The 26,438-nt window shown below is 69.3% G+C and carries 19 protein-coding genes; 8 read left to right on the plus strand and 11 right to left on the minus strand.

Features of this window, described 5'->3' with window-relative positions; genetic code table 11:
* Positions 1-6: 6 nt before the first annotated feature.
* The 3 genes from C8E99_RS06315 to C8E99_RS06325 form a co-directional block, all read right to left on the minus strand.
* Positions 7-4,914, minus strand: coding sequence for an NAD-glutamate dehydrogenase (locus C8E99_RS06315; RefSeq protein WP_115931573.1), 4,908 nt, complete (start codon positions 4,912-4,914; stop codon positions 7-9).
* A 160-nt stretch (positions 4,915-5,074) separates the two neighbouring features.
* The gene (locus C8E99_RS06320) at positions 5,075-6,724 is read right to left on the minus strand and encodes a CpaE/TadZ family protein (protein ID WP_245952115.1); all 1,650 of its coding nucleotides are present in this window, start codon (positions 6,722-6,724) and stop codon (positions 5,075-5,077) included.
* A gap of 8 nt (positions 6,725-6,732) precedes the next feature.
* A complete protein-coding gene (locus C8E99_RS06325; protein WP_115931574.1) occupies positions 6,733-7,371 on the minus strand; it encodes a flagellar biosynthesis protein FlgA in 639 nt (212 codons plus the stop codon).
* 246 nt (positions 7,372-7,617) lie between these two features.
* Here C8E99_RS06325 and C8E99_RS06330 point away from each other — a divergent pair, with 246 nt between their 5' ends.
* Positions 7,618-7,848 carry a helix-turn-helix domain-containing protein gene (locus C8E99_RS06330; protein WP_115931575.1) on the plus strand — a complete coding sequence of 77 codons (231 nt, stop codon included), beginning with the start codon at positions 7,618-7,620 and terminating at the stop codon, positions 7,846-7,848.
* Here the strand turns inward: C8E99_RS06330 and C8E99_RS06335 are convergent.
* Positions 7,830-8,393: a hypothetical protein gene (locus tag C8E99_RS06335; RefSeq protein WP_115931576.1), complete on the minus strand. Its 564-nt coding sequence runs from the start codon at positions 8,391-8,393 to the stop codon at positions 7,830-7,832. The two genes, C8E99_RS06330 and C8E99_RS06335, sit on opposite strands and share 19 nt — an antisense overlap.
* Positions 8,394-8,626: 233 nt before the next feature.
* Between C8E99_RS06335 and C8E99_RS06340 the strand changes: the two genes are divergently transcribed.
* Positions 8,627-9,406, plus strand: a complete 780-nt coding sequence (locus tag C8E99_RS06340) for a LysM peptidoglycan-binding domain-containing protein (RefSeq protein ID WP_115931577.1) — start codon at positions 8,627-8,629, stop codon at positions 9,404-9,406.
* Between the two features lie 86 nt (positions 9,407-9,492).
* On the plus strand, positions 9,493-10,059 hold the full coding sequence (locus C8E99_RS06345; RefSeq protein ID WP_115931578.1) for an Rv3235 family protein: 567 nt from the start codon (positions 9,493-9,495) through the stop codon (positions 10,057-10,059).
* On the opposite strand, the gene secA is transcribed toward C8E99_RS06345, so the two are convergent.
* The 7 genes from secA to mtrA form a co-directional block, all read right to left on the minus strand.
* Positions 10,056-12,833, minus strand: coding sequence for a preprotein translocase subunit SecA (gene secA / locus C8E99_RS06350; RefSeq protein ID WP_115931579.1), 2,778 nt, complete (start codon positions 12,831-12,833; stop codon positions 10,056-10,058). The two genes, C8E99_RS06345 and secA, sit on opposite strands and share 4 nt — an antisense overlap.
* Before the next feature lie 105 nt (positions 12,834-12,938).
* Positions 12,939-14,300, minus strand: a complete 1,362-nt coding sequence (locus C8E99_RS06355) for a winged helix-turn-helix domain-containing protein (RefSeq protein WP_211308992.1) — start codon at positions 14,298-14,300, stop codon at positions 12,939-12,941.
* Positions 14,275-14,955 (minus strand): ribosome hibernation-promoting factor, HPF/YfiA family, encoded by a 681-nt coding sequence (hpf, locus tag C8E99_RS06360; protein WP_115931581.1) that lies wholly within the window; start codon positions 14,953-14,955, stop codon positions 14,275-14,277. Before hpf ends, C8E99_RS06355 begins: the two co-directional genes overlap by 26 nt.
* A gap of 162 nt (positions 14,956-15,117) precedes the next feature.
* Positions 15,118-15,969 carry a ComF family protein gene (locus C8E99_RS06365; protein WP_115931582.1) on the minus strand — a complete coding sequence of 284 codons (852 nt, stop codon included), beginning with the start codon at positions 15,967-15,969 and terminating at the stop codon, positions 15,118-15,120.
* An 81-nt stretch (positions 15,970-16,050) separates the two neighbouring features.
* Complete coding sequence (locus C8E99_RS06370) at positions 16,051-17,796, minus strand: LpqB family beta-propeller domain-containing protein (RefSeq protein ID WP_115931583.1); 1,746 nt, start codon at positions 17,794-17,796, stop codon at positions 16,051-16,053.
* Positions 17,796-19,577 carry an MtrAB system histidine kinase MtrB gene (mtrB, locus tag C8E99_RS06375; RefSeq protein WP_245952116.1) on the minus strand — a complete coding sequence of 594 codons (1,782 nt, stop codon included), beginning with the start codon at positions 19,575-19,577 and terminating at the stop codon, positions 17,796-17,798. The genes C8E99_RS06370 and mtrB overlap by 1 nt, the downstream gene beginning before the upstream one ends.
* A 1-nt stretch (position 19,578) precedes the next feature.
* Complete coding sequence (mtrA, locus tag C8E99_RS06380) at positions 19,579-20,256, minus strand: MtrAB system response regulator MtrA (protein WP_115931584.1); 678 nt, start codon at positions 20,254-20,256, stop codon at positions 19,579-19,581.
* A gap of 228 nt (positions 20,257-20,484) precedes the next feature.
* On the opposite strand from mtrA, the gene C8E99_RS06385 reads away from it, so the two are divergent.
* The 5 genes from C8E99_RS06385 to C8E99_RS06410 all read left to right on the plus strand — a co-directional run bounded on the left by C8E99_RS06385 (position 20,485) and on the right by C8E99_RS06410 (position 26,399).
* Positions 20,485-21,864, plus strand: coding sequence for a DUF7847 domain-containing protein (locus C8E99_RS06385; RefSeq protein ID WP_115931585.1), 1,380 nt, complete (start codon positions 20,485-20,487; stop codon positions 21,862-21,864).
* Between the two features lie 30 nt (positions 21,865-21,894).
* A complete protein-coding gene (locus tag C8E99_RS06390) occupies positions 21,895-22,581 on the plus strand; it encodes a DUF4129 domain-containing protein (RefSeq protein ID WP_170144537.1) in 687 nt (228 codons plus the stop codon).
* Complete coding sequence (locus tag C8E99_RS06400; protein WP_170144538.1) at positions 22,578-23,927, plus strand: DUF4350 domain-containing protein; 1,350 nt, start codon at positions 22,578-22,580, stop codon at positions 23,925-23,927. The genes C8E99_RS06390 and C8E99_RS06400 overlap by 4 nt, the downstream gene beginning before the upstream one ends.
* On the plus strand, positions 23,924-24,994 hold the full coding sequence (locus tag C8E99_RS06405) for an AAA family ATPase (protein ID WP_115931589.1): 1,071 nt from the start codon (positions 23,924-23,926) through the stop codon (positions 24,992-24,994). Before C8E99_RS06400 ends, C8E99_RS06405 begins: the two co-directional genes overlap by 4 nt.
* A 94-nt stretch (positions 24,995-25,088) precedes the next feature.
* Positions 25,089-26,399: a DUF58 domain-containing protein gene (locus C8E99_RS06410; RefSeq protein ID WP_115931590.1), complete on the plus strand. Its 1,311-nt coding sequence runs from the start codon at positions 25,089-25,091 to the stop codon at positions 26,397-26,399.
* Positions 26,400-26,438 lie beyond the last annotated feature (39 nt).

Genomic DNA, 26,438 nt, shown 5'->3' on the forward strand with positions numbered 1-26,438 from the left:
ACAGTTCTACTGGGCCGTCACCGATCGCAGTTGGCGCAACGCCACGGAGAGCGAGGCCAGATCCTCCGTACCCGATTCACGGATCTCTCCCAGGAAGCGCTCGGCCCGCTCCAGCCGGGTGGCGTTCTCCGCTTCCCATGCCTCGACCAGCTTTGCCCCGTCGCCCGCCCCCACGTTGCTCCTCCCGGCCAGCACGTCCGTGGTGACGTTGACGATCAGGGCGTACAGGTCATCCCTCATGGCGGCCCGTGCCAGGGCCTCCCAGCGTCCACTGCGCGGAAGGTCCGTGATCAGGTTCAACATCCATTCGACATCGAACCGATCGTAGAGCCGGAAGAAGATGTCCGCCACGGGCCCCGGTTCCCGTCCGGTCTGCCGCGCCAGGCGGACCACGTCCAGGAGGCCGAAGGACTCGAACAGAACGGAACGTCGTCTGGCGAGGCCCTCGGGCAGGCCTGCCTCCAGGGAGGCGTCCCTCCATTCGGCGTAGCGTTCAGCGTCCTGGCCGCGCATCAGGTCGGGCAAGTCCTCGACGAGGGACTGGAGCGGCTCGGCATAGTACTCGACCACATCGCCGATGCCCTCACCCTCGGCACGGTGATTGACGAGCCACCGCACGGCCCGGTCGAGCAACCTGCGCGCATCAAGGTAGACCCGGGCCTTGACCTCGCCGTCCACGCTGGCGGGTAGCGCGCGGATCGACTCGAAGTAGTCGCCGTAGCCGTAGATCTCCTTCATCGCCGAGTAGGCGGCGACCACGGTCGCGGCATCAGCCCCCGTCTCCTCCATCGCTCGGAACACGAAGGTGGTGCCGCCGGTATTGACCACGTCGTTGGCCACGACGGTGGCGATGATCTCCCGGCGCAGGGGATGCTGCTGGATCTGCTCCGCATACCGATCCCGCAGTGCGGAGGGAAAATAGGCGTCCAGAGCTCGGTCGTACCAGGGATCGTCCGGCAGGGCCGAGTCCAGCAACTGGTCAGAGAGGTTCGTCTTCGCGTAGGCCACCAGCACCGCCAACTCGGGCGTCGCCAGGGTCTGGCCCTGCTCGAGGCGATCGCTCAGCTCGCCGTCACTGGGCAGGTCCTCCAGGTCACGGTCCAGGTCCGCATGCTCGACCAGCCACTGGATGTGCCGTTCGAAGCTCGGCAGCCATTCGGAGACCTTCTGCGAGTCGTTGCGTAGCAGGGTGTTCTGATCGACGTTCGTTGTCAGGACCAGTTCAGCCACCTCGTCCGTCATGGATTCCAGGAGGCCTGACCGGTCTGCTGCGTCCAACGCGCCGGTCGACACCAGCTGGTCCACCATGATCTTGATGTTGACCTCGTGGTCGGAACAGTCCACGCCGGCCGAATTGTCGATCGCGTCCGTGTTGATCAGCACTCCGGACAGGCTGGCCTCGATCCTGCCCCGCTGGGTGAATCCGAGGTTTCCTCCCTCCCCCACCACGGCCGCACGCAGCTCACTGCCATTGATGCGGATCGCATTGTTGGCCCGGTCCCCGACCTCAGCGTGGACCTCCGTCTCACCCTTGACATAGGTGCCGATGCCGCCGTTGTACAGCAGGTCCACGGGCGCCTTCAGGATGGCCTGGAGCAACTCGTTGGGTCTCATCTCGGTGGTGTTCGATGGCAGGTCGAGCAACTCCCGCACCTGGGCACTCACCGGGATCGACTTGGCATTGCGGTCGTACACGCCCCCGCCCTCGCTGATCAGCGACGCGTCATAGTCGGACCACGAGGACCGGGGCAGGTCGAACAGCCGCTGGCGCTCGGCGAAGGATACGGCCGGGTCCGGAGTCGGATCCAGGAAGATGTGCAGATGGTTGAAGGCGGCCACCAGCCGGATGTGCTCGGACAGCAGCATGCCGTTGCCGAACACGTCGCCGGACATGTCCCCGATCCCGACGACGGTGAAGTCCTCGGTCTGGGTGTCTCGGCCGAGGGACGCGAAGTGGCTCTTGACCGATTCCCATGCGCCCCGGGCGGTGATACCCATCGCCTTGTGGTCATAGCCCACTGAACCACCGGAGGCGAACGCGTCACCCAGCCAGTGGCCATACTCGGCGGAGAGGGCGTTGGCGGTGTCGGAGAAGGATGCCGTGCCCTTGTCCGCCGCTACCACGAGGTAGGCGTCGTCCTCGTCATAGCGAACAATCCGTTCCCGGGTGGAGAAGACCGTCCGGTCGGCGCCGCGCGACTGCCGGTCGGTGATGTCGAGCAGACCACGGATGAAGGTCCGGTAGGCCTCCCGGCCCGCCTCCATCCAGGCACCGCGGTCCACCGCCGGGTCCGGCAGCCGCTTGGCGAAGAATCCGCCCTTGGCCCCGGTGGGGACGATGACGGCGTTCTTGACCTGCTGGGCCTTGACGAGTCCAAGGACCTCGGTGCGGAAGTCCTCCCGGCGGTCCGACCAGCGCAGCCCGCCGCGTGCGATGGGGCCGAACCGCAGGTGTACGCCCTCGACCTCCGGGTCGTACACCCAGATCTCCCGGGCCGGACGGGGTTGCGGGGCGAAGTCGATCTCCGAGGTCGCGATCTTGAAGCTGAGGCGCCGATGCCCTTGGAAGAAGTTGGTGCGCTGGGTGGCCTGCATGACGGTCAGGAAGCCCCGCAGCACGCGTTCGGCATCCAGGGTGGCGACGTCCTCCAGCGCCTCGTCGGCCTGTTCACGGACCTGCTCCAGGCTCTGGCGACGGGTCTCTCCGGCGTTCGGGCCGTCGTCGTCCGTGGCCGAGGGGGTCGTGGGATCGAAACGGGTGAAGAAGTAGTCGACCAGGGCACGCGTCACGGCCTCGTGGGCTAAGAGCGCGTCCGCCATGAAGTCGAAGGAGTTCTGCATCCCGAGCAGTCGCAGGTACTTCGCGTAGGCGCGCAGCACGCTCACGGTCCGGGAGTCCAAGCCGTGGGCGAGGACGAGGCGATCCAGGGCGTCGGACTCGGAGACGCCGGTGGTGGCGGCGACGACCGCGTCCTCAAGCAGCCCGGCTGTGGCCTCGGATTCGGTGCCCACCGGGTAGCCCAGCCCGAAGTCGTAGAGGTAGAACTTCCGTCCGTCTGCGGGTTCCACCTCGAAGGGCCGCTCATCCAGCACGGACAGGCCGAGGTTATGCAGTACGGGCAAGATCTCGGTGAGCGTGCGTGGCCGGTCCGAATAGACCTTCATCCGCCCGATCGTGAGGTCCGTGACCCGTTCCTCGGCGATCCGTGATCGCTCGTCCTGGTGCTCGGGGACGATGTGCACCACGGGCGCACCCTCGCCCGGAAGCCCGTTGAACCGTCCGATGTCCTCGAGGGCGTTGTCGATCTCGTAGGCCACCCGATAGGCGGGCGGAAAAGCCTCGTCCCACAATCGGGCGGCGTCCACGCCGGAATCGGCGCCGAACGCCTCGACCGCCTGTTCGTCCACCCCCTCCTTCCAGGATCGGACGGCCCGGACGAGCCGGTCCTCCAGGTCCTTGGCGTCCACCGGTGCGGCGCGTTCGCGCTCGCGCGGCAGCCGGATGCGGAAGTACAGGCGTGCCAGCACGGATTCGGTGAGTCTGACCTGGAAGTCCAGGGATTCCCCGCCCAGGGCTTCGAGGAGCACGTTCTGGATACGGCCGCGCACATCCGTGTTGTAGCGGTCGCGGGGCAGGAAGACGAGGGCGTTCATGAAGCGGCCGTAGGTGTCCGGCCTCAGGAACAGCCTGGTGCGGCGGCGTTCCTGCAGTTGCAGGATCTGCCGGCAGGTCTCCCACAGTTCATCCACGCCCACCTGGAACAGTTCATCACGCGGGTAGGTCTCGAGGATCTGCTGGAGTTCGGCGCCGGAGTGGGAGTCCCGAGGGAAACCGGACCGGTGCAGCACCTCTGCTGCCTTCTCCCGCACCAGCGGGATGTCCTCGAGTGACACCGAGTACGCCTTGGGGTCCCACAACCCCACGAACCGGCGTTCACCCGTGACTTTGCCGTCACGGTCGTAGGTCTTCACGGCCACGTAGTCCATATAGGCGGATCGCTGCACCCGGGAGCGCGAGTTCGCCTTGGTGATGATCAGCGGGATGGGACGTTCGATCTGGTTGCGACCGGCGATGGACAGGGGCGCCGGCGGCGTGGTGGGCCGTCGGCGCAGGATGCCCAGGCCCGTGTCCTCCACCGGGACCAGCACTTGGCCGTTGTCCCCACTGTGCAGCACGTACTCGCGGTAGCCGGTGAACGTGAAGTGGCCGTCCTCCATCCAGTTCAGCAGCTCACTGCTCTCGCGCACGCCCTGCACGTTCGCCGGGGCATCGTGCGTCAGGGTGCGGGCGGCGGTGAAGGCGGCCGCGCGCATGCGGTCAGCATCGGCGATGGCGGCGCGCACGTCCGCCAGGGCGTGGCCGAGTCCCTTCTCTAGCCGGGCGGCCTCCTCATCGTCCAGCGGACCGACGGTCTGCACGCCGATCCAGGACTCGACCCCGGTGCGTGCGCCATCACCGGCGACCAAGGGGCCGAGGTCGGCGAGCGCTGCCGTGGTGTCACCGCTGGCGGTGCCCTGCTGGAGGGGGACTCGGTGAACGGCGGTCAGCTGCCCGGTGTCCTTGGCCCGATGGGTGATCACGGTCGGATGGGCGACCATGCGGATGGCGTGTCCCTGGCGGGTCAGCTCACTCGTGACGGAGTCCACGAGGTAGGGCATGTCCGCATGCACGATCTGGACGAAGCCGTGTGGCCGGCTGGGGGTTACCCTCACGACCGCTTCGCTGGTGCCACGGCTGGCGGCCATCTCCACGTGCGTGGCGACGAGCCTCTCACGCGTTGGTGGGTCCAGCTCGGCCAAATCCGCCTCCGAGACATGCTCGAAGTACGCGCGGGCCAGGTGCTCGAGACCGATGGGGGCGTCCGGGGTGCCGGCGGCCTGCTGATCGGTCCACAAAGGGGTTGACGACGACATCTGGGGGTGTCCTCTTCCATCGCTGCAGCTGTACCGGAGGCACCGGGCCTGGGCCGGGTGCAACCGGATGAGTGGAACGTCCTTGGTCCACTAGGGCGAGCCTAACGGCCCGCAGGTCAAAGCGTGAACGACGGGTGCCCGCTGCGGAGCGGCGCGGGATTCAGCTGCGCCACAGCAACGTCCGCAGACCCTGTCCGACGGCGGCCGTGGCGGGTCCCGTCTGAAGGCTTCCGGCAGCCGTACCGGCCAGCCGGGCCACAGCACGGCGCAAGGCCGATTTCGGCGCGGCCTCGGCCAACACCTGCCCGCCGAGCAGCGCTCGGTCCAAGGCCCGGCGATCCCAGGGCAGAAACCCTCCGACGGTCCAAGAACCGCCGAACCGCTCGAGGACGCCGGTGATCTGCGATTGCGGGGCCACCCCCGATGCATCCGGCCGGACGTGATTGACGACCACCTCGACCCGGCTTCGCTCCACGATGTCCACGTGCTGGCCCAACTCGTCCAGGCCGTGGATGAGCCGGGGCAGCCCCACCGGGTCGCCGGTGCCGACGGCCAGGATGCGGTCGGCGGCGGCCAACCCGGCCAACGTGGCCGCGTTGCGCTGTGGAGCGGGGATGTCGAAGCTCAGTTCCTCGTCCTCCTCCAGGCAGAACCCACAGTCCAGCACGACTTCGTCCCAGCCGGCGGCGGCCGCCGCCAGCACGTCGTCCAAGGCGGCGCGGCGCAGTTCCGGCCACCGGTCCGCACGGGTCAGGCCCGTGAGCACCTGCAGAGACGCCCCGGCCACACGCGCCCGGAGCGCTGCTCGTCCCACCCCCTCCGGGGAGATCCCTCCCTGGTCAGCCGTCCGGCAGGCTTGGGCGATGCCCGCGGATTCGTCCAGCAGGCCCAGGTGAATGGCCGCAGAAGCGGCATAGGTGTCCAGATCGATCAGCAGGGTCCTGCGCCCGGAGAGGGCCAGCTCCACCGCCAGGTTGACCGCCACCGTGGTGCGGCCCGGGCTCCCGGCGGGGCCCCAGACGGCGGTCACCCGGGGCGGTGCCGCGGGTTCAGTAACAACTCCCCCGGGGGCCAGCGGCTCAGGCTCGCCGTCCCGATCGGACGGAACGTTCGTATCCGACTCGTCGCCGGGGTCCGGCGCCGGGACGCCCTGCACGACCGGGCCAGCCGGGCCGGCGTCGCCCCGGTCTGTTTCATCGCGCCCTGCTCCATCCCGTCCTGCGCTCTCCGCTGCCACGCCGGCCCGGACGGCTTCAGCCCCGGTGACGGAGAAGGACAGAGACTGGGCATGATCGGTTCCCGTGCCGGGGGCGAGCAGCTCGTCGTCGGCCGGGCGGGCCGGCGTCGTCAGGTGCTCGGGCTCGGTCAAGTCGTCAGCGCCGTCCTGGGCGGCCCGGCGCCCACGGCCGCGTGCCCCGGTCCCGGGCGTAACGCGCTGGCGTTGCTGATCCTGGAAAGCAGTCTCGGCCAGCAGCGTGGCCAGTTCCTCCGGGTCCAGATCCGGGGAGGCCACCGGGATACCGAGTCCCGTGAGGCGGTCGCGTTCAGCGGCCACCTCGCTGAGCGCCACCACCGCAGCGGTCCGGGAACTCGCACCTCCGGCACTCAGGGATTCCATGAACGTCAAGGTGAGTTGATCGGTGTCACCGGCCACGAGCACAACGTCGGCCAGACCAGTGCGGGCCATCGAGATCAGTTCAGCGAGGCTCTCGCAGCGGCGGATCACCGTGACGGGCCCGCGCAGTCGCTCGAGTCCGGAGACGTGGTCGAAGCCGGGCATGATGGTGGTGGCCACGGAGACCTTACGCACGTGCACTCCTACTGTCCGGCAAGCGACGGGACCACGCTGATGCGCGCGCCGTTGCCCTTGGCGTCCAGGACCTGCGGCAGTTGCTCCGGACCCACGAGGATCTGCACGTTCATCCCGCCCGTGGAACCGAATGATCCGGTGGCCTCCGTGATCTCGGCCAGTTCGGCCGAGGGGGCGACCAGCTCCGGTTCGCTGAAGCCCTGGTTGCCGTCCTTGGCAGCGATCCACACATCCACCCGGGCTCCGGAGGCCGTTCCCTCGGGGAGCGGGTCAGCCACCGTCAGGGACACCGCCTGCCGGGACTGCGGGTCCACCAAGGCCACGGCACCGGCCGGGAGCAGTTCGCCCTGGCGCACCGTGCCCACCACTGCGCGGTCCTCGGGGAACGGTTCGTCTGCACGGAGGTAGTCGTCGGATGCATCGCCCAACCTGGCCTGCACCACCGTCAACTGGTCGGTCTCGACCACGTTGCCCGGAACCAGGTCCTGCCCGGCGGCCCAATAACCTTCCGAGCGATCCAGAGACTGCACTAGTGCCACGATGCCGGCCACCGACAACAGCACCAGTAGGAGCCCGGCCAGCAGCCGGGGATCCTTCCACCCCGGCCGCGTGAGCCGCGGAGCCTCCGCCGTGTTCGTCCCCTCCACGGGCGTCCTCCCTCTCCGGTCCGGCAGCCCCATTCGCCGCCGACATCCCCGACCACCTTATCCAAGGCCGGCGCCGCCCATGTCAGGGTGTGGACAACATGGGCTGAGCCGAAGGCACGAGGCCGCCGCTGTGAACTACACGGGGTGAACCGAGCGCACGGGACCGTCGCTGTGGACAACCCCTGCACAAAAGGTGAGCGTGGAAGAATGGAGGCGACCGATGCCCGCTTTCGACCCGGAGGACCCATGCCGCGCTTCCTGACCCTGACCGATGTCGCCGAGGAGCTCCAGGTCTCCATGGCGCAGGCCCGTGCGCTGGTGCGCAGTGGGGAGCTGCCGGCCATCCAGATCGGCGGCCGTGGCCAGTGGCGGGTGGAGCAGGTCAAGCTCGACGAGTACATCGAGGACCTCTACGCGCAGCAGGCCGCCAAGGCCGAGGCCCGGAAGGCCGGTGCACCTCAGACCGAGGACGCCTGAGCCGAACGCACCAGGTGGACGGCGTCGAAGGGGATCACCCTGAGCCCGCGGACATTGCGCCCGCGCCGCTGTTCATCCCGCGGGTGGACCGCCAGGTCAAGGTGGTCCAGCCCCACCCGGTCGATCGTCCCCTCCCCGAGCAATTGCCCGTCCCGGCCGGTGACCACCAGAGCCACGCGGGCACGGGACAACGACCGATACAGGGAACCGATGCCCAGCCGCCGCCGCCCGGGGGACGGTTCCCTGGCCACCACGGCCAGAGGGCTGTCGATGGCCGACACGGCGGCGAGGTTCACCACCAGGCTCCCGCTCCGGTCCGTCCCGCCGATCCAGGTGGACCCCACGGTGGAGAGGGTCAGCTCCAGCCGTTGACCGTCCGCCAGCACGAGCGCCAGCGGCGTCCCCACCGCACCGCGCAATCGATCGATCAGGGCGATCGCGGACCGCTCGCCGCGCGTCATCTCGGCCGCCTCTGCCTCTGTGTCCTGCCAGTGCCCCTGGGCCAGTTGGGCCTCCAGATCGGCAAACAGCCCGTCCCATCTCATCTCCTCAGCCTAGACGGGTAAACCGGCCTCACCAGGCTCAGAGGATGAACGGGCCGTCCCTCAACGGTCCAGAATCCGACGGGACCCAAACACCATGAGACATCAAACTGCATCAAACGCACACAGCCGCCATCAATATCCGCCTATTGACATCGTTCGCCATTTATTGTTGCCTTAGTCCATCGAGGAAGAACGACGGGCGTCCGGCGCCCGCGTGGCTGAAGGGGCACAACGTGAGTGCATCGTCTGAGAACCGCCGCCCGGCACTCCGGGGCGAGGACCTGGTCCTGACCCTGCTGTGCTCCATGGCCGGACCGTTGCTGTGGTGGTTCGGCACCACCGGGCTGGGAGGGGCTGCGCCCAGCGCGGGCCTGCCTCTCGTCGAGCGGCTGGTGGCCTCCCTGTGTGCCGGAGCGGGCGCCGTCGTCGCCGCATGGTGGTTCCTGGCCGTGCTGGGCACCACCTTGGTGGCTCTGGGTCATCGGACCAGATCGCTCCGTCTCATCCGCTGCGGCAGCACACTCTCCCCCGCCTTCCTCCGCCGGGTGGCGGCGTCAGTCCTGGGAATCAACCTGCTACTGGCGCCAGGGGCCTGGGCCACGCCGGGTTCCGCCGTCGAGCCACTCCCGGCGGCCCAGGATTCCACAGCGCGGGCGGCCTCGGTGTACACGCCCACCAGCCTCCCTCAGCCCGGTTGGCTCTCGGCTGCCTCGGCCGCCCTGCCGGACGAGCAGCACCTGCCGACACCCACGTGGAAACCCTCGGCCCCGGTACCGTCCGCGCCCGGTGCACCCCGCTCGGGCCAGGCCACCACGGATGACGCCAAGACCGTCACGGTGCGCCGCGGTGATTGCCTGTGGGACATCGCAGCCCATGAACTGGGCCCCACTGCCACCAACCTGGAAGTGGACGGCCGATGGCGCCAGTGGCATGACCACAACCGCACCGTCATCGGCGGCGACGCCGACATGCTCATCCCCGGCACCGTCCTCACGGCACCGCCCCTGAGCTAGGCCGCATCCCGTGCCGCACGCCGGACCGAAACCCCGCTGAACCCCGAACACGCTCGATGCCAGTACAACCAACAACCGGAGGAACCATGACGACCTTGACCACGGCAGCAGAGCAGGCCCCGGAGCGGACTCCGGCCTTGACCGTCACCGCCGTTCCCGCCACCCTGCCGCCACTGGATTCCGCGGCCGGCTCCATCCTGGGGCTGGCCTCGCGGGAATCGCGGAGTCAGCAGCACCCGGCGTGGGCGCCCCGGCAGCGGCCACTCGACGAGACCACGACGACCGAGCGTGCCCAGGCAGAGCGCCGGCGCGAGGAGGAACGACATGTCCGTTCCCTGGCGCGGATCGTGGCCTTGGCCTGCGTGGAGGCCGAACTCGGGCTTCGACCGGCACGCCAGCTGTCCGCGTGGCTCGACCTGGCCACGTACCAGAAGATGATCCGCCGGGCCGACCTGGCCCAACGCATCAGGGCCACTCGGACCGATGGCCCCGCCGCGGCGCCTAAGGCTCTCGGGGCCCGAGCTTGCCGCCTGGGCCCCGAGGCCTACGAGGCCAGCGCCACGGTCCAATTGCCCGACCGCGCCCGGGCCATGGCCCTGCGCATCGAGAAGCACCGCAACGGGTGGAAGGTCACGGCGCTGGAACTCGGCTAGCGGCGGCTCTTCTTGGACTTCTTGGCACCGCGCGGAGCGCCCTTCGCCCCGCCGGCCCCGTTGCTGCCGGCCTCATCGGCGGCCCCTGCAGAGGTCTGACCGTTGGTCGCCCCGTCGGTGCGGCGCACCTGCGTGGTGACCTCACCGGAGTCCGACGGCGCCGAGAACCGGAGGGTGGACGGCTGGCGAGGCGCGTCAAGGCCCTTGACGTTCAGGACCGGCGTCATCGTCGCGGACCGGGCGTCCTGGACACCCGGCAACGAGGTCGCGGCCGGAGCGGTCTGCACTTCGAGGTTGAACAGGTAGCCAATCGATTCCTCTCGGATGGCCTCCATCATGGCCTCGAACAGGATGAAACCCTCGCGCTGGTATTCCACCAGGGGATCACGCTGGGCCATGGAGCGCAGGCCGATGCCCTCCTTGAGGTAGTCCATCTCGTAGAGGTGCTCCTGCCACTTCCGGCCGATCACCGAGAGCACCACGCGGCGCTCCAGTTCGCGCAGCGTGTCCGGCCCGATCGCCTTCTCGCGGTCCTCATAGGCCAGCCGGGCGTCGGAGACCAACTCGCGCTTCAGGTCCTCGGCCTTGAGCTTCGTCAGGCCGCCGGACTCCTCCACCACCTCGTCCACGGTGACGCCCACCGGGTACATCTGCTTCAGGTCCGTCCAGAGCTGATCCAGGTCCCAGTCGCCGGCGTGCCCGGCACCCGTGGCCTCATCCACCATGGTGGAGACGGCATCTTCGAGGAAGTTCTGGATCTTGGACCGAAGGTCCTCACCCTCCAGGATGTGGCGGCGGTCCGTGTAGATGGCCTCACGTTGGCGGTTCATCACGTCGTCATACTTCAGCACGTTCTTACGCTGCTCGGTGTTGCGCGATTCGACTTGTTGCTGGGCGTTCTGGATGGCCCCGGACACCATCTTCGATTCCAGCGCCATGTCGTCCGGAACGGAGGCGGAGTTCATGATGCGGGACGCGGCACCCGGGTTGAACAGGCGCATCAGGTCGTCGGTCAACGAGAGGTAGAAACGGGATTCGCCCGGATCACCCTGACGGCCGGAACGGCCGCGCAGCTGGTTGTCGATCCGCCGGGACTCGTGACGCTCCGTGCCGAGCACGTAGAGTCCGCCGAGGGCGAGGACGTCCTCGTGTTCCTTCTTGACGCCCTCCTGCGCAGTAGCCAGGACCTCGTCCCAGAGCTCCTCGTACTTCTCCGCGTCCTCCACCGGGTCCAGGCCACGCTTCTGCATCTCGGCCACAGCATTGTGCTCGGCGTTGCCGCCCAACATGATGTCGGTGCCGCGGCCGGCCATGTTGGTGGCCACGGTGACGGCCCCCTTGCGACCGGCCTGGGCCACGATCGACGCCTCACGAGCGTGATTCTTGGCGTTGAGCACCTCGTGCCGCACACCGCTCTTGGCCAGCAGCTTGGAGAGGTACTCCGACTTCTCCACGGAGGTGGTGCCCACCAGCACGGGCTGGCCCTTCTCGTGCCGCTCGGCGATGTCCTTGACCACGGCGTCGAACTTCGCGACCTCGTTCTTGTAGATCAAGTCGGTCTGGTCCGCGCGCTGGATGGACCTGTTGGAGGGGATGACCACCACGCCAAGCTTGTAGGTGGACATGAACTCGCCGGCCTCGGTCTCGGCGGTACCGGTCATGCCGGACAGCTTCTCGTAGAGGCGGAAGTAGTTCTGCAGGGTGACGGTGGCCAGGGTCTGGTTCTCCGCCTTGATCTGCACGCCCTCCTTGGCCTCGATGGCCTGATGCATGCCCTCGTTGTAGCGGCGGCCCGCCAGGACACGGCCGGTGTGCTCGTCCACGATGTTGACCTCGCCGCCCAGCACGACGTAGTCCTTGTCCTTCTTGAACAGCTCCTTGGCCTTGATGGCGTTGTTCAGGTACTGGATCAGCGGGGTGTTGGCGGACTCGTAGAGGTTGGTGATGCCCAGCCAGTCCTCCGTCTTCTCGATGCCCGGCTCGAGCACGCCGACGGTCTTCTTCTTCTCGTCGACCTCGTAGTCCTCGTCCAGGGTCAGCTTGCGCACCAGCTTGGAGAACTCGGTGTACCAGCGGGACGCGTCGCCCTGGGCCGGACCGGAGATGATCAGCGGAGTACGGGCCTCGTCGATGAGGATGGAGTCGACCTCGTCGACGATGGCGAAGTGGTGGCCGCGCTGGACGAGTTCGTCCTTGGACCAGGCCATGTTGTCCCGCAGGTAGTCGAAGCCGAACTCGTTGTTCGTGCCGTAGGTGATGTCAGCGGCGTACTGGGCACGTCGGGTGGCGGGATCCTGGTTGGCGACGATCACGCCGGTCTCCAGGCCGAGGAACCGGAAGACGCGGCCCATGAGCTCGGACTGGTAGCTGGCGAGGTAGTCGTTGACCGTGATGACGTGGACGCCCTGGCCGGAGAGGGCGTTGAGGTAGGCCGGGGCTGTGGCCACCAGGGTCTTGCCCTCACCGGTCTTCATCTCGGCGATGTTCCCGAGGTGCAGGGCCGCCCCGCCCATCAGCTGGACGTCGTAGTGGCGCTGTCCCAGGGTGCGGCCGGCCGCCTCGCGGACGGCCGCGAAGGCCTCCGGCAGCAGTGAATCGAGGGATTCCCCGCCGGCGATCCGCTCACGGAACGCGTCGGTCTCGCCGCGCAGCTCGGCGTCGGACATCTCGCGGAACTCGTCCTCGAGGACATTGATGGCGTCGGCGAATCCCCTCAGGCGCTTGAGGACCTTCTTGTCCCCGGTCTTCAGGATTCGTTCGATGAATGATGCCACGTGCCTAGACTCCCTGTTCCCCGGTGCACCGGGTGCGTCGGTATGCGTTGCGCTCGGGTACCCCGGTTCGGCCAGCGGCCACGGGGATACCCGCATAGTCTACGGTCAAATCTCTGGGAGCTTCCTCCACGCCCGCCGCAGTTCCACTGGCAGGTCCCCATCGGCATTCTCCTCCACCACCACGTCCTCCAGACCCAGCCATCCAGCCAACGCGCCCAGCTCAGCGGCCAGCTCCACCACCACGTGCCCGACGCCGGCCGCCCGGCCCCCGGCACCGCTCGCCTTCCCGGGGCCGCCGGGAACCGCGGCCGGATCCTCGGACCAGGCACCGCGCACCAACAGCACCTTGCCGGCACGGTCCGCCTTGAGGTCGACCTGGGCGACCAGCCGCTCCCCGAGCAGGAACAACAGGGAGTAGTAACCACGGGTCCGTTTCGGAGCGGGGGTGTAGATCCCCAGTCGGTACCGCACGCCGAACAGTGCCTCGACCCGAGGCCGGTGGAACACCAGTGGATCGAAGGGGCTGACCAGGGCCCGGCCCGCTGCGGTCCTGGGTGTCACCGCCTCGGCATGGCGCCATGCCCCCACGGTTGCCCCGCGGAGACCCGGCAGCCGGACGGGCTCCAGGACGCCCTCGTGGTGCAGTTGCACCGCTGCGGCGCGGGCGGCAGTGACGGTGATCCGGTAGTAGTCGGCGAGGCTGGCCTCGGTGGCCACCCCCAGGGCCCGGGCGGCGGTGTCGACCAGTTCCAGGGCCGCCGCCTGCCGGTCCGGCACCTCGGCCGCCGGATCGATGGCCGAGGCCGGCACGAAGCGGCGTTCGAATTGGGGATTGCGTCCGGCGCTCGCGATCCGCCCGGACGCGAAGAGGTCCTCGAGAACCCGCTTGACCACGGACCAGTTCCAGCCCCAGTGTCCCTGGTGGCCGCCGTGGTGTCCCAGCCGGTCCTCGACCTGCCGCGCCGTCAGCGGGCGGGAGGCGGAGAGCAACGCGAGGATCTGGTGCGACAGCTCATCCCTGATCTGCGCGTCCAGGTCCGTGGCGGTCATCCAGGTGCGACGTTGGACTGCCACGAGCGCCGGCCGCAGCCGGACCGGGATCAGCGAGGCCTCGTGAGCCCAGTACTCGGTCCACGAGGGGTGCCTCTGGTGGGACACCTGATGGAACAACCGGTCCAGCAGAACCGGGTCGTAGGGGCCCAGCCGGCTGAAGAGGGGCACGTAGTGGGCCCGCGCCAGGATGTTGACGGAGTCCACCTGGAGTACTCCGAGCCGTTCCAGGGTCGTCCTGATCTTTTGGGCACCCGGCGGGGCCGGCCGGCGTCGTTGGTGGATCAGCTGGGCGGCCAACGCTGTGCGGCGGGCCTCGGAGTAGCCGAGCACCGGACCGCCCGGCCCCGAAGGGCCGGGCGGGCGGCGGCCACGGCGTGATGCCAGGGACTCAGACGGTTGCGGCTCGATAGTCAACGTCCTCTTCCTGGACCTCCGCTTCAGGATGGTCGGCATCGAGGGTGATGACGCCGTAGCTCCAGCCCTTACGGCGGTAGACAGCGGAGGGCCGGCCGGTGGACTCGTCGATGAAGAGGTAGAAATCGTGACCCACCAGCTCCATGGCATCGACTGCGTCATCAACACTGACGGGCGTGGCGGGGAAGACCTTCTTGCGGATCCGCACGGGGACCTCGCCGTTCTCCTCCGGTGCGGTGTGGTTCTCCGCGGCCTGGTCCGCCATGACCTGCTCGACCAGTGATTGCCCCGGTTGGACCAGGGGCAACGCCGCCGTCGCATCCGCTACCGAAACACGCTTCTGGTGACGGTCCTTCTGCCGGTCACGGAGGCGCCGCAACCGCTCCAGGAGCTTGCCGAAGGCAAGATCGAAGGCGGCGAACTTGTCGTCAGCCTGGGCCTCCGCGCGAATGACCTTGCCTTTGCCGTGGACGGTCAACTCCACGGTGAGCTTCTCATCCGAATGACGGTGGTTGGTCTGCTTGGTGACCTTGATCTCCAGCCCCTGAGCGCGTGTGGATAGCTGCTCGATCTTGCTGAACTTCTCCTGGGCGTAGTCCCGGAATCGGTCCGGAAGGGAGACGTTGCGGGCAACGTAGCTGACGTCCATGGTCATGATGTCCTCCTAGGAGCCTGACGGCTATTCGAACATGTGCGTGCACCGTGCGGCCGGCCCTGCGCCGGCCCCTTAATGCACCTCGGCGGCGGGAAGAACTCCTCCTTCCAGCCGCCGAAGACGATCCCCGTGGGGTCCGTTGCCATCACCCTAGTACTTTCTTCACGCCGAGTTAAGACCTTCGTCAGGTGCCGTTCCCGGTGCGGTCACCGCTGCCACCACCACCGCGCCCACCGGCCGGACTCCATCCTGCTCGAGGGCATGCCACGTGGCCGCGAGGGTGGATCCCGTGGTCATGACGTCGTCGAACACCACCACGTTGCGTCCTGGACCGCGTTGGGCATTCGCGGCATAACGCCGGCTGGTCCGGAACCGGTCCCGTCCGCGATGGCGCCGCTGCCGCGATCCGGTGCCCGCGTGACTGCTGCGGGGACGGAAGGCGGCCACGAGGGGCCTCCTCCGGTGCGCCAGCCATCCGGGGGCCACCTGCCAACCGGGTGGCAGTGCGCCGGTCAGCAGTTCCTCCACCGGGTCATAGCCCCGGGCGCGGAATCCGGCTGCGCTGGACGGGACCGGCACCAGGGTGAACGGGCCCTGCGCCTCCAGCAACCGTGGAGCGGCAGCCAATGCCCGGTGGACGGCCGGACGAAGGTACCCGGCAACGGCCGTCCGGCCGTGGTCTTTGAAGGCCAGGAGAGCCCGCGAGGCCTCTGCCCCGTAGCGTGCGGCCGCCACCACGGGCACCGGGTGCAGGGACGGTTCCGGCCCGCCCAGGGGCACGGGGTAGAGCGGCAGGGCGGCCGCGTCCTGTTCCGCCCGGAAGGGGTGGAGCAGTTCAGCCACCAGTCCCGGGGCGCACTCCGGACACACCGTGCCGTCCTGCCGTCCGCAGAGGACGCAGAGGCTGGGCATCAGCAGCCCCGCCAGCTCGCGTCCCGACCGGCCCAGTGCACGCGCCGCCGGGGCGAGGACCAGCCGGTCCAGGCCAACGGCACATCCAGAAGGGAGCCTCATGATCCCACTCTGCTCCTCGCGTCCGATGCCGGGGACATCAGCCGGGGCCCGCTGTGGATGACACGCCCGGGTGGGCCCGAGTCAGCCGGGGAAGGCCATGTCGTGGGCCACGGCGCCGGCCTGGGACCGCCACGTGGATCCGGCCAGGGTGTGCACCGCTTCGGCCGTCTCCGCATAGATCGGATTGTCACCGGGACCGGTGGAGAAACCGGTCATGCCCAACAGCGGCCGCAGCGTGTCAAGCGAACCGTCGAGTCCGACGAGCTGCGCCTCCACCGAGGACGTGCTGCTGGTGGCGGCCACCAGCAGCTTCTGGTCGGAGACCCAGTTGACGTCGCTGACGGGCACCGTGGGCTCCAGCCGGACCGGTGAGCCGAGTCCACGGGGGACGCCCGCTGAATCGCGGATGACGCCGGAGAGGTACAGGTGGGACGATTCCCCCTCCCCGGCCACGATGGCCGCCCGCGTGCCATCGCGGGAGATGCGCAGAGCCTGGACAGTGCGGTCGCCGAGCCATTCGGCGCTGATCTCCAGGGGTGCCTCATCCTGGCCGGAGGTCTGCAGGGCCATGATGCGGGTGCCGTTGGCGTGGTCCACGGTCCAGGTCCAGCCGGACGAGTCGAAGCTCGGCCGTGTCAGGTTCTCTCCCTCCAGCTCGAGTGCCTGGGATCCATCCGTACCGGCGGAGACCAGCTGCGTCCCCTCGGCGTTCAGGAACGCGAAACGGGTGCCGTCCAGGCTCATGGCCGGATCCACCGGCCCGCCGTCGATATCCAACTGCAGGCCACCCACCGGGACCGTGGCATCACCCTCGAAATAGACGAGTTCTCCGTTGGCGACGGCGACCTGGGTGGAGCCGACCCCGGGGTTGATCTGGGCTGGTTCGAAGTTGTCCGCCACCGATCCCAGGTCGAGCTGGTTCAGATCCACGGACATCTCCACGCTGGAGACGTTGTTCAGCCCGTCCAGTGTCAGCTCAAGCTGTTGCTGCATCCGCTGCCGCATCAACGGGTCGGCGCTCTCGACCGTCTGCTGCGTGAGATCGACCTTGGCCGAGCCGGCGTCGACCGGAACGGAGGGACGCGACAACTCCGAACCGGCCTGGAAGGCCGTCCGCACGGCGCCGTCCAGGTACGGAGCGGGCCCGTCCAGCAGGGCGCCGACGATGTCCGCAGCCGAACCCGACCGGTTGAGGAACCACCGCAGGTCCGGAACGGCATAGGAATAGGACTGGTCGTAGAAGTACAACTCATGTGAGGCGAAGAGGGCACGGAACTGGGCGGACTCCAGCATCGTGCCGCCTGGCGCCTCCGCGATCCTCCATTGGCCGTCCTCCTGGGTCAGGGCAAAGCCCACTGCCTCGGAGGTGTTGGCCGGCATCCGGTTCATGATGCCGCGCTCATCCACCACCGAGTCCACCTCGATCTGGACCTCATACTGGTTGTCCTGGGCCGACGGGACCACGGTGGGTGTCTCGTTGTAGACCAGGGTCCGGGCCTCGGGATTCCACGCCTCAGCGGCCTCCTCCGTCAGGAACTCGCGGGCCGTGGCGTAGTCGTCCTGGGTGCCGGTCCCGGCGGTCAGGAAGCCGCGGATGACGTCCTCCGGGCTGGCACCCTCCGCCGGGCCCGCCGGGGTGAAGGAGTAGTTCACCTGGTTCTCAGCGCCCGGCAGGGGGTCCGAGGTGCCGACCGGGCCGCTCTGGGGCAGGTGGGCACAGCCGCTCAGCAAGAGTAGACCGGCGACGAGTGCGGCACAGAGCGCGGCCATCGGGCCTCTGTGGCGGGCCGGACGACCGCTGTCCACGGTGTGCTGGGGATCCGTCATCAGGATTCGTCCTCCCGCTGCGTGGTCTCCGGGCGTGGCTGGTACAACGACTGCTCATGGATCCGGTCAGGCATCGCCTCGCCATTGAGCTGCGCGGGTTCCGGGTTCTCCAGCTCCAATGGCAGCCGGCGTTGGGACTCGGTGTAGACGGGCGGCAGGTCCAGCGGCGCGCCGTCTCCGACCGTGCCGCCACTGCGACGCGGGATGGTCAGGCGGAAGGCCGAACCGTCCCCCGGCGCACCCCAGGCGTCCAGACGCCCGTTGTGCAACCGGGTGTCCTCCGTGGCGATGGACAGGCCCAGCCCGGAGCCACCCGTGGTGCGTGCCCGTGCGGGATCCGCTCGCCAGAACCGGTCGAAGACGCGGGAGGCCTGTTCCTCGGACATGCCGATCCCGTGATCACGGACCACTACCGCCACCGTGTCCTCCCCGGCCCCGACGATCACGTCGACGGGACGGCCCTCGCCGTGCTCGATCGCGTTGTTGACGAGGTTGCGGATGATGCGCTCGATGCGGCGGGGATCGACGTCAGCCGTCACCTCCATGTCCATCGGGACGACGAAGACAGCCGTGTTGGCCTTGTGGGCCAGCGGCTGTGCCGTGAGGACGACGTCGGTCGCCACGTGCAGAATGTCCGTCTCCTCCGGGGCCATCGTGGCCGCTCCGGCGTCGAAACGGGTGATCTCCAGCAAGTCGGCGAGCAGGGCTTGGAAGCGTTCGACCTGGTGGTAGAGCAGCTCGGTCGAGCGGCGGTTGATGGCGTCGAACTCCTCTCGGGAGTCATAGAGCACCTCCGCCGCCATGCGCACCGTGGTCAGGGGCGTCCGCAGCTCGTGGGAGACGTCCGAGACGAACCGCTGCTGCATCTGCGAGAGTTCCGCCAACTGCGTGATCTGGTCCTGGATGTTGTCCGCCATCCGGTTGAAGGACGAGCCGAGCCGGGCCATCTCGTCCTCGCCGTGGACGGGCATGCGCACGGTCAGGTCCCCGGAGGACAGAGACTCCGCGGCGGAGGCCGCCTGGCCCACTGGGCGGACCACGGAGCGGGTGACGTAGACGGCGATGAGGGAGTTCATCATCACCAGCATGGCCCCGGCGACCACGAGGACCCGCATGAGGTAGTCCAGGGTGTCCTGCACGCTGGTGAGGTCGTACACCATGTAGAGCGCGTAGATGTTGCCCGGTGGCAGGGTCACCTGGGTGCCGAAGGCCAGTCCGGGGCTCGTCCCACCGTCCTCGGCCGGAAGGCTGATGGACTGCCAATAGGTGCCGTTGTCCTCTTGGACCGCCTGGGACAGCTCGTCAGGGATGACCTCCGTGGACAGCCCGGAACTGGACTTGGGTCCCACGAAGAGGTTCTGGGCCTCCTCCAGCGGGACCAGGAGCATATCCCGCACCACCGTGGCACCGGTGTCCCCGGCCAGCTGGTTCAGCGTGTTGGTGACCAGCAGGTCGGTCGACTCGGAGTCGTTGGTGACGGCGTTGTCGAAGATGGACCGGGCCTGGTTCAGGCCGCGGTTCGATTCGGCCTCGACCTGGTCGAACCGGGACTGGAACAGGCCGGAGGTGATTTGTTGGCTCAGGAAGAGTGCCAGCACCCCGGCCGCCACGAGGGTCAGCACGGCGGTGATCGCCACGGTGCGCAACTGCAGCGACGCGGTCCAGCGGCGTCGCAGGGCGCTCAGCCACCGGCCGATCACTGCACGGATCCCGGTCCCCGCACTCGAGTCTGAGCCGACGGTGTCCGCCTGCTCGGGAGCGGTGACGGTGCCCGTGGTCAACTCAGCTCTGACCGGCCCTGTAGCCGACGCCACGGACGGTCAGGACGACTTCCGGGTTCTCCGGGTCCTTCTCGACCTTGGAGCGCAGGCGCTGGACGTGCACGTTCACCAGCCGGGTGTCCGCCTGGTGACGATAGCCCCAGACCTCCTCGAGTAGCATCTCCCGCGTGAAGACCTGCCACGGCTTGCGGGCCAGGGCCACGAGGAGATCGAACTCCAGGGGCGTGAGCTGGATGGCGCCGTCGCCACGGGTGACCTGGTGCCCGGCCACGTCGATCGTGAGGTCGGCGATCTTCAGGGTCTCCGGGGCACGGGTCTCACCCTCACGCAGCCGGGCGCGGACGCGGGCCACCAGCTCGGCGGGCTTGAAGGGCTTGGGCACGTAGTCATCGGCGCCGGCCTCCAGGCCGCGCACCACGTCCGAGGTGTCCGACTTGGCGGTGAGCATCACGATCGGGGTGTCCGACTCGGCCCGGATGACCTGGCAGACCTCGATTCCGTCCATGCCGGGCAGCATCAGGTCCAGAAGCACCAGGTCGGGCCGGGTGGAACGGAACATCTCCAAGGCCTGGGATCCGTCCGCACAGAACGTGGGTTCGAAGCCGTCGTTGCGCAGCACGATGCCGATCATCTCCGACAGTGCCTCGTCATCATCGACTACGAGAATTCTGGCCTTCACCGGATTCGTCCTCCCCTGACTGAAATTCCCGCCGGATGGGTCCCGCCCACCGACGCCGCCGCCCGGTGGCCCCGTGCGGGCCGGACCGAACGGCCATCCGTTCCACCTTATCCGACAAGGAGGGATGCGGCCGATATAGTCAGCCCTGCAGGTGGGCGCGCCGCACTGACTTCGGTGGATCCACCCGCCGACGGCCCGCGACCGCAAGACCATCAGGGGGACCCTCCAATGAACGAGAACGAGGTCCCGGGCCAGGGCCCGGACCAGCAATCAGCCCAGCAGCCTCAGGAGCCGGGCCAGCAGCCTCAGCAGCCGGCCCCGCCGGCGCACCAGCCCTGGGGACAGTCGCCCTACGGTCCTGCGGTCAGCCAGTCCCCCTATGGACAGCCGTCCTACGGCCAGTCCCCCTACGGGGCCTACGGCCAGCCCGCGAGCCAGCAGAACCCCTACGGCCAACAGCCCGGATACGGGACGCCGTCACGGCGGCCGGGCATCATTCCGCTGACGCCCCTCACGCTCGGTGACCTGCTCAGCGGTTCCTTCGCCGCGATTCGCCGCAACGCGGCGGCGGTCCTGGGCACGGCGCTGATCGTGGCCCTGATCGAGATCGTCGTGTCCGTCTTCGCCACCAACGTGCTCTTCGACGCCACCTACAGCATCATCCTCATGGAAGAGGGGGGCCAGGACCCCTTCATGGGTGACCCCCTCACCAACCCGGTCTTCGGCCAGTTGTTCGGATCGATCGCCCTGCTCTTCCTGGGCGCCCTGCTCGCGGCGCTGGCCGGCATCATCGCCAACGGTGTCCTGGCCGTGGTGGTCCTCCGCTCGGCCGCAGGGCTCAAGACCTCACTGGGCCAGGCCTGGAAGCTGACCGGCCGTCAGATCTGGTCGCTCATGGGTCTCGCGTTGATCTACCTGGTCGCCGGGGCCATCATCTTCATCCTGTTCATCGGTGTCATCGTGGGACTCGTCATCGCTGCGGTCAGCGAGGACGGGGGCATGGCCGCCCTGATGGGGATCCTGCTGTTCGTCCTGACCGTCGCGTCCGTCGTCGTCTCCGTATGGCTCTACATCAAGCTGGTGCTCGCCGCTGCGGCCTCCGCCGTGGAGCTCAAGGGTCCCTTCAAGGCCATGGGCCGGTCCTGGTCCCTGACCCGCGGCCACTGGTGGCGGACCCTGGGCATCATCCTGCTGGTAGCCGTCATCGTCGGCATCATCGCCTCCATCATCACCACGCCGTTGTCCATGATCGGTGGCGTGTTCGCTCCCTTGGACCCGACGACCGCGATGGAGGAGATGATGGACTCCACGCGGTGGTGGACCCTCCTCAGCGTGGCTGTCTCATCCCTGGTCAACGCCCTCGCCCTCGTCTACAGCTCCTGCCTGATCGCTCTGCTGTACATCGACTACCGGATCCGGCACGAGAGTTTCGACCTGGACCTGGCCGCGGCCGCCGAGGCTGCCGGGGCGGGCGACGATGAGCGCTTCAGCACTGTGCGGGATGTCCAGGCCGCTGCTGGAACCGACCAGCTGGTCCCCGGACGCCATCCCTCTGGTCCGTCCGCTCCGCGCGGCCCGTCCGGCCCGTCCGGCCCGTCCGGACTCTGATCCTCGCTGCGCTGGCCTGAGATGACGGTGATGACCGCACCGGTGCCCCCCGATGGCTGGGAGCCGGACCGGGACGAGGCTCGACGCCTGGTCCAGGAGGAGCTCGCCCGGCCGGAGTATGCCCAGGCCGAGCCGAATCCACTCCTGGAATGGCTGGGCGGGGTCCTCTCCGCCGCCCTGGAGTGGCTCGGCACCCTCGGTGGTGCCGCTCCCTCCCTGCCCGGCTGGGTCCTGCCGCTCATCCTGGTGGCCGTGGCCGTCGTCGTCCTGGTGCTGCTGCGCCCCCGCGCCAACGCCGCCGCCCGGGCCCGGCGCACCGCCGCCGTGCTCTCGGACCGGACGGTCACGCCGGAGCAGCACCGCCGGATGGCCGAGGCGGCCTTCGCGGCCGGCGACCACGGGGCGGCGCTCGTCGCCTGGTTCCGCGCCCTGGTGCGGCACGCCGAGGAACGCACCGTTCTGGACCCGCGCCCCGGACGCACGGCCACCGAGGCCGCCCATGGCCTCGGAACAGCCTTCCCCACGGAACGCCCGGCCCTGGAAGCCGCCGCGGACGCCTTCAATGCCGTGGTCTACGGGGATCGCCCGACGACGGCCACCCGGGCCGCGGACGTCCGTGACCTCGACGCCCGGTTGGCCGCTATGCCGCTGGACACCACGCCGCCCGGGTCTCTGCATCATGCCGGAACGGCCGGGAGGATGGTGGCTCCACGATGACGACGAGCGCCACGCCGGCCAGCGCCAGGCCAACCGCCGCCACCCAGCGATCCGATCGGACCGGCTCCCACTCTCAGGTCTCCACCTCGCTGGCCCCCACCCCTCCGGGTCCCGCCGTTCCGGGCACCGGACAGGCCCTGTCCCGGTGGCTGCGGAAGGCCTGGATCTGGTTCGTCCTGGGCGCGCTGCTGCTGCTCGTGGCCCTGCCCTCGATGCTGCGCCAGAACCCGGACACGCGCCAACTCTCACCGTCCTCTCCCGCGCCGAACGGCGGCCAGGCGGTGGTCCGCGTTCTTCAGGCCCAGGGCATCACGGTGCACCCCGCAGAGTCCCTCGAGGAGGCCTTGACTCTGGCGGACGAGCATCCCCAGGCCTCGGTGCTGTTCCACGACGCCGCCGACCATCTTCCCGAGACCGGTCTGGACCGGCTCGCCGAGGAGGTCGCCCCGGAGCGGCGGGTGCTCGTCGAGCCGGGCTTCCAGGCTCTCGGCGCCCTCGCCCCCGCGGTCTCACAGGCGGGTCAGGTGCCCGACGGCGACCCCTTGGCCTCCGGACAGGGCTGCGGTCTGCCGATGGGCCGGGAGGCGCAGTCGATCGAGGCGTCGGGCCGCGCCTACCGGAGCGCCGGGGCGCAGGCCTGCTTCCCCATCCCCGGAACGGACTCCGGTTCCACCACCGACCCGGCCCACGCAGTCCTGGAGACGGCCGACGGCACCGTGGTGATCGGTCAGATCGGCGTGTTCGCCAATGAGTCCGCGGACATCGAAGGCCATCCCGTGCTCGCCCTGTGGTCCCTGGGCCAGTCCTCGGACGTGGTCTGGTATCTGCCGGGACTGGCCGACGTGGCGATCGAGCCGGGCCCGCCCACCATGGACCAGCTGTTGCCTGACTGGGTCCGCCCGGCGGGGATCTGGCTCATCCTCTGCCTCGCGGTGCTCATGCTGTGGCGCGGGCGCCGGCACGGGCCCCTGGCCGTGGAACCGCTGCCCGTGATCGTTCCGGCCTCGGAGACCGCCGTGGGCCGGGCCCGGCTGTATGAACGTTCCGGCCAGCACGGTTCCGCCGCGCGTGCGCTGCGCTCAGCCACGCTCGTCCGGCTGTCCCGGGTGCTCCGCCTCGGCCACGGCGCCTCCGTCGAGGCCGTGGTGACCGCTGCGGCCCGCACCACCGGCCGGAACGCTCCTCAGGTGGCCGCCGTCCTCGACGTCAGCCACGTGACCACGGCCCGGGGCCTCGTCGCGGCCGGGCGGGCACTCCTGGACCTCGAGGACGCCGTGCATGCGGTCCTCACCACCGACCACGCCGCAGCAGAGCCGGCAACAGACTCCGACGGAAGGACACCATGACCACCCCGTACCCCGAGCATTCTCCGGCGCCTGCGGCAGCCCCGGCAGCCCCGGCAGCCCAAGCAGCCTCAGCAACCCCGGCAAGCCCGGCAACCCCGGCGCCAGCCCTCCGGACCGATGACGAACTGCGCCACGCCTTCGGCCGCGTCCGCGAGGAGGTGGCGCGCGCCGTCGTCGGGCAACAGCCAGCGGTCACCGGACTGCTGATCGGGCTGCTGTGCAAGGGTCACGTGCTCCTGGAGGGCGTGCCCGGCGTCGCCAAGACGCTGCTGGTGCGGACGCTGTCCGCCGCCCTGGACCTCGGCACCCATCGCGTCCAGTTCACCCCCGATCTGATGCCCGGCGACGTCACCGGTTCGCTGGTGTACGACTCCAAGACCGGGGAGTTCGAGTTCCGCGAGGGCCCGGTGTTCACGAACCTGATGCTGGCCGACGAGATCAACCGGACGCCGCCCAAGACGCAGGCCGCCCTGCTCGAGGCCATGGCCGAGGGCCAGGTCTCGGTGGACGGGGTGTCCCGGCCGCTGCCGGACCCCTTCATGGTGGCCGCCACCCAGAACCCGGTCGAGTACGAGGGCACCTATCCCCTGCCCGAGGCCCAGCTGGACCGCTTCCTGCTCAAGGTCACCCTCGACCTGCCCGAGCGGGCGGACGAGGTGGAGATCCTGCGCCGCCATGCCGAGGGGTTCTCCGCCTCGGACCTGGCCTCCGCCGGGGTCAGCGCCGTGGCCGATGCCGCCACGATCCAGGCGGCACGGGCCGCCGTCGGGAACGTTCAGTCCGGGTCCGAGGTGCTCGGCTACATCACGGACCTGGCCCGCGCGACGCGGGTCTCGCCCTCGTTCCAGCTGGGCGTCTCCCCCCGCGGGTCCACCGCCCTGCTGCAGACCGCCAAGGCATGGGCCTGGCTCAACGGCCGGGACTACACCACCCCGGACGACGTCCAGGCGATGGCCCTGCCCTGCCTGCGGCACCGGGTGTCCCTGCGCCCGGAGGCCGAACTCGACGGCGTCAGCACGGATCAGGTGCTCTCCGGCCTGCTCGCCACCGTGCCGGTTCCGCGCTGAGCCCCGTGACGGAACGGTGCTGCAGTGATGCTGGTGGAACTGGCGAGGCTGGACATGCTGCCGAGTCTGGCAGCGGGCTGAGGGTGGTGCGCTGATGGTCTTCTCCGGCCGTTTCCTCGTGGTCGCGCTGGTGTGCCTGCTACCTGTGGTGCTGCGCCCCGGGCTGGACACGATCGGCTGGTGCCTGCTCGCGCTGGCCCTGGTGTCCGGCGTCGACCTCGCCCTGGCGGCCTCCCCCCGGTCGCTGGTGCTCGAGCGCGAGTTGCCCGCCTCCAGCCGTCTCGATGAGCCGGTGGCCAATGCGGTGCTGGTGTCCAACCGGGGCCGGCGCCGGCTGCGTGGCTCGCTCCGGGATGCGTGGCAGCCCTCGGCCGGGCAGTCGTCCCCCTCCGATCGCCCGGACGCGGCGGTGGCGCTGGACGTGCCGGCCGGTGAACGACGCCGGACGGTCACCACCCTGATGCCGCGCCGCCGGGGCACGCTGCGCACCGCCTCGGTCACCGTGCGCTCCTGGGGGCCGTTGGGCCTCGCGGCCCGGCAGGTCACGCATCCGGTCCCCGGACAGATCAGCATCCTGCCGCCGTTCCGCTCGCGCCGGCACCTGCCCTCCCGCTTGGCCCGACTGCGCGAGATGGACGGGCGTTCCGCCGTGCAGACCCGGGGCGGCGGCACTGAGTTCGACTCCCTGCGCGACTATGTGCGCGGTGACGACGTCCGCTCCATCGACTGGCGCGCCACCGCCCGGCGCCGGGACGTGGTGGTGCGGACCTGGCGCCCCGAACGTGACCGCCGGGTGGTGATCGTGCTGGACACCTCCCGCACGGCCGCGGCCCGGGTGGATGACGAGCCGAAGCTGGACACCGGGATCGAGGCCTCCCTGCTGCTGGCCGCCCTGGCCTCCGCCGGCGGCGACCGTGTGGAGCTCTTGGCCTTCGACCGCCGCGTCCGGTCCCGGGTCTCCTCCACGGAGAAGGGCAACCTGCTGCACCGGATGGTCACGGCGCTGGCCCCCGTCCAGCCGACCCTGCTGGCGGCGGACTGGTCCCACATCCCGGTGGAGGTCGCCAAGGTTTCGCGTCAGCGTTCCCTCGTGGTGCTGCTGACCGACCTGGACTCCGCGTCCCTGCAGGAGGGGTTGCTCCCCGTGCTGGCGGCTCTCACCTCGCGGCACCAGGTGGTGGTCGCCTCGGTGGCCGATCCCCAGCTGGCGGAGATGGCGCGCACCCGGAACGACGCCGAGACCACCTTCCGCGCGGCCGCCGCCGAACGCGCGGGGCTGGAACGGCGGGCCGCCGCGCGAGAGCTCGAGATGCACGGCGTCGAGGTGGTCGACGAGGCACCCTACCGGCTGCCGCCGGCCCTGGCGGATACCTACCTGCGGCTCAAGGCCGCCGGCCGCCTCTGACCCTGAGCCACTGACGTTTTCAGTCGACTTGGGGTGGGT

It is taken from the genome of Citricoccus muralis, assembly GCF_003386075.1.
Taxonomy (GTDB): domain Bacteria; phylum Actinomycetota; class Actinomycetes; order Actinomycetales; family Micrococcaceae; genus Citricoccus; species Citricoccus muralis.

Bases quoted from the DNA above. Each gene is read 5' to 3' on its own strand.
- C8E99_RS06400 (WP_170144538.1), top strand. From the start codon at position 22,578: ATGACGACGAGCGCCACGCCGGCCAGCGCCAGGCCAACCGCCGCCACC.
- C8E99_RS06385 (WP_115931585.1), top strand. From the start codon at position 20,485: ATGAACGAGAACGAGGTCCCGGGCCAGGGCCCGGACCAGCAATCAGCC.
- C8E99_RS06330 (WP_115931575.1), top strand. From the start codon at position 7,618: ATGCCGCGCTTCCTGACCCTGACCGATGTCGCCGAGGAGCTCCAGGTC.
- C8E99_RS06410 (WP_115931590.1), top strand. From the start codon at position 25,089: ATGGTCTTCTCCGGCCGTTTCCTCGTGGTCGCGCTGGTGTGCCTGCTA.
- C8E99_RS06315 (WP_115931573.1), bottom strand. From the start codon at position 4,914: ATGTCGTCGTCAACCCCTTTGTGGACCGATCAGCAGGCCGCCGGCACC.
- C8E99_RS06390 (WP_170144537.1), top strand. From the start codon at position 21,895: ATGACCGCACCGGTGCCCCCCGATGGCTGGGAGCCGGACCGGGACGAG.
- C8E99_RS06405 (WP_115931589.1), top strand. From the start codon at position 23,924: ATGACCACCCCGTACCCCGAGCATTCTCCGGCGCCTGCGGCAGCCCCG.
- C8E99_RS06345 (WP_115931578.1), top strand. From the start codon at position 9,493: ATGACGACCTTGACCACGGCAGCAGAGCAGGCCCCGGAGCGGACTCCG.
- C8E99_RS06335 (WP_115931576.1), bottom strand. From the start codon at position 8,393: ATGAGATGGGACGGGCTGTTTGCCGATCTGGAGGCCCAACTGGCCCAG.
- C8E99_RS06370 (WP_115931583.1), bottom strand. From the start codon at position 17,796: ATGACGGATCCCCAGCACACCGTGGACAGCGGTCGTCCGGCCCGCCAC.
- C8E99_RS06365 (WP_115931582.1), bottom strand. From the start codon at position 15,969: ATGAGGCTCCCTTCTGGATGTGCCGTTGGCCTGGACCGGCTGGTCCTC.
- hpf (WP_115931581.1), bottom strand. From the start codon at position 14,955: ATGACCATGGACGTCAGCTACGTTGCCCGCAACGTCTCCCTTCCGGAC.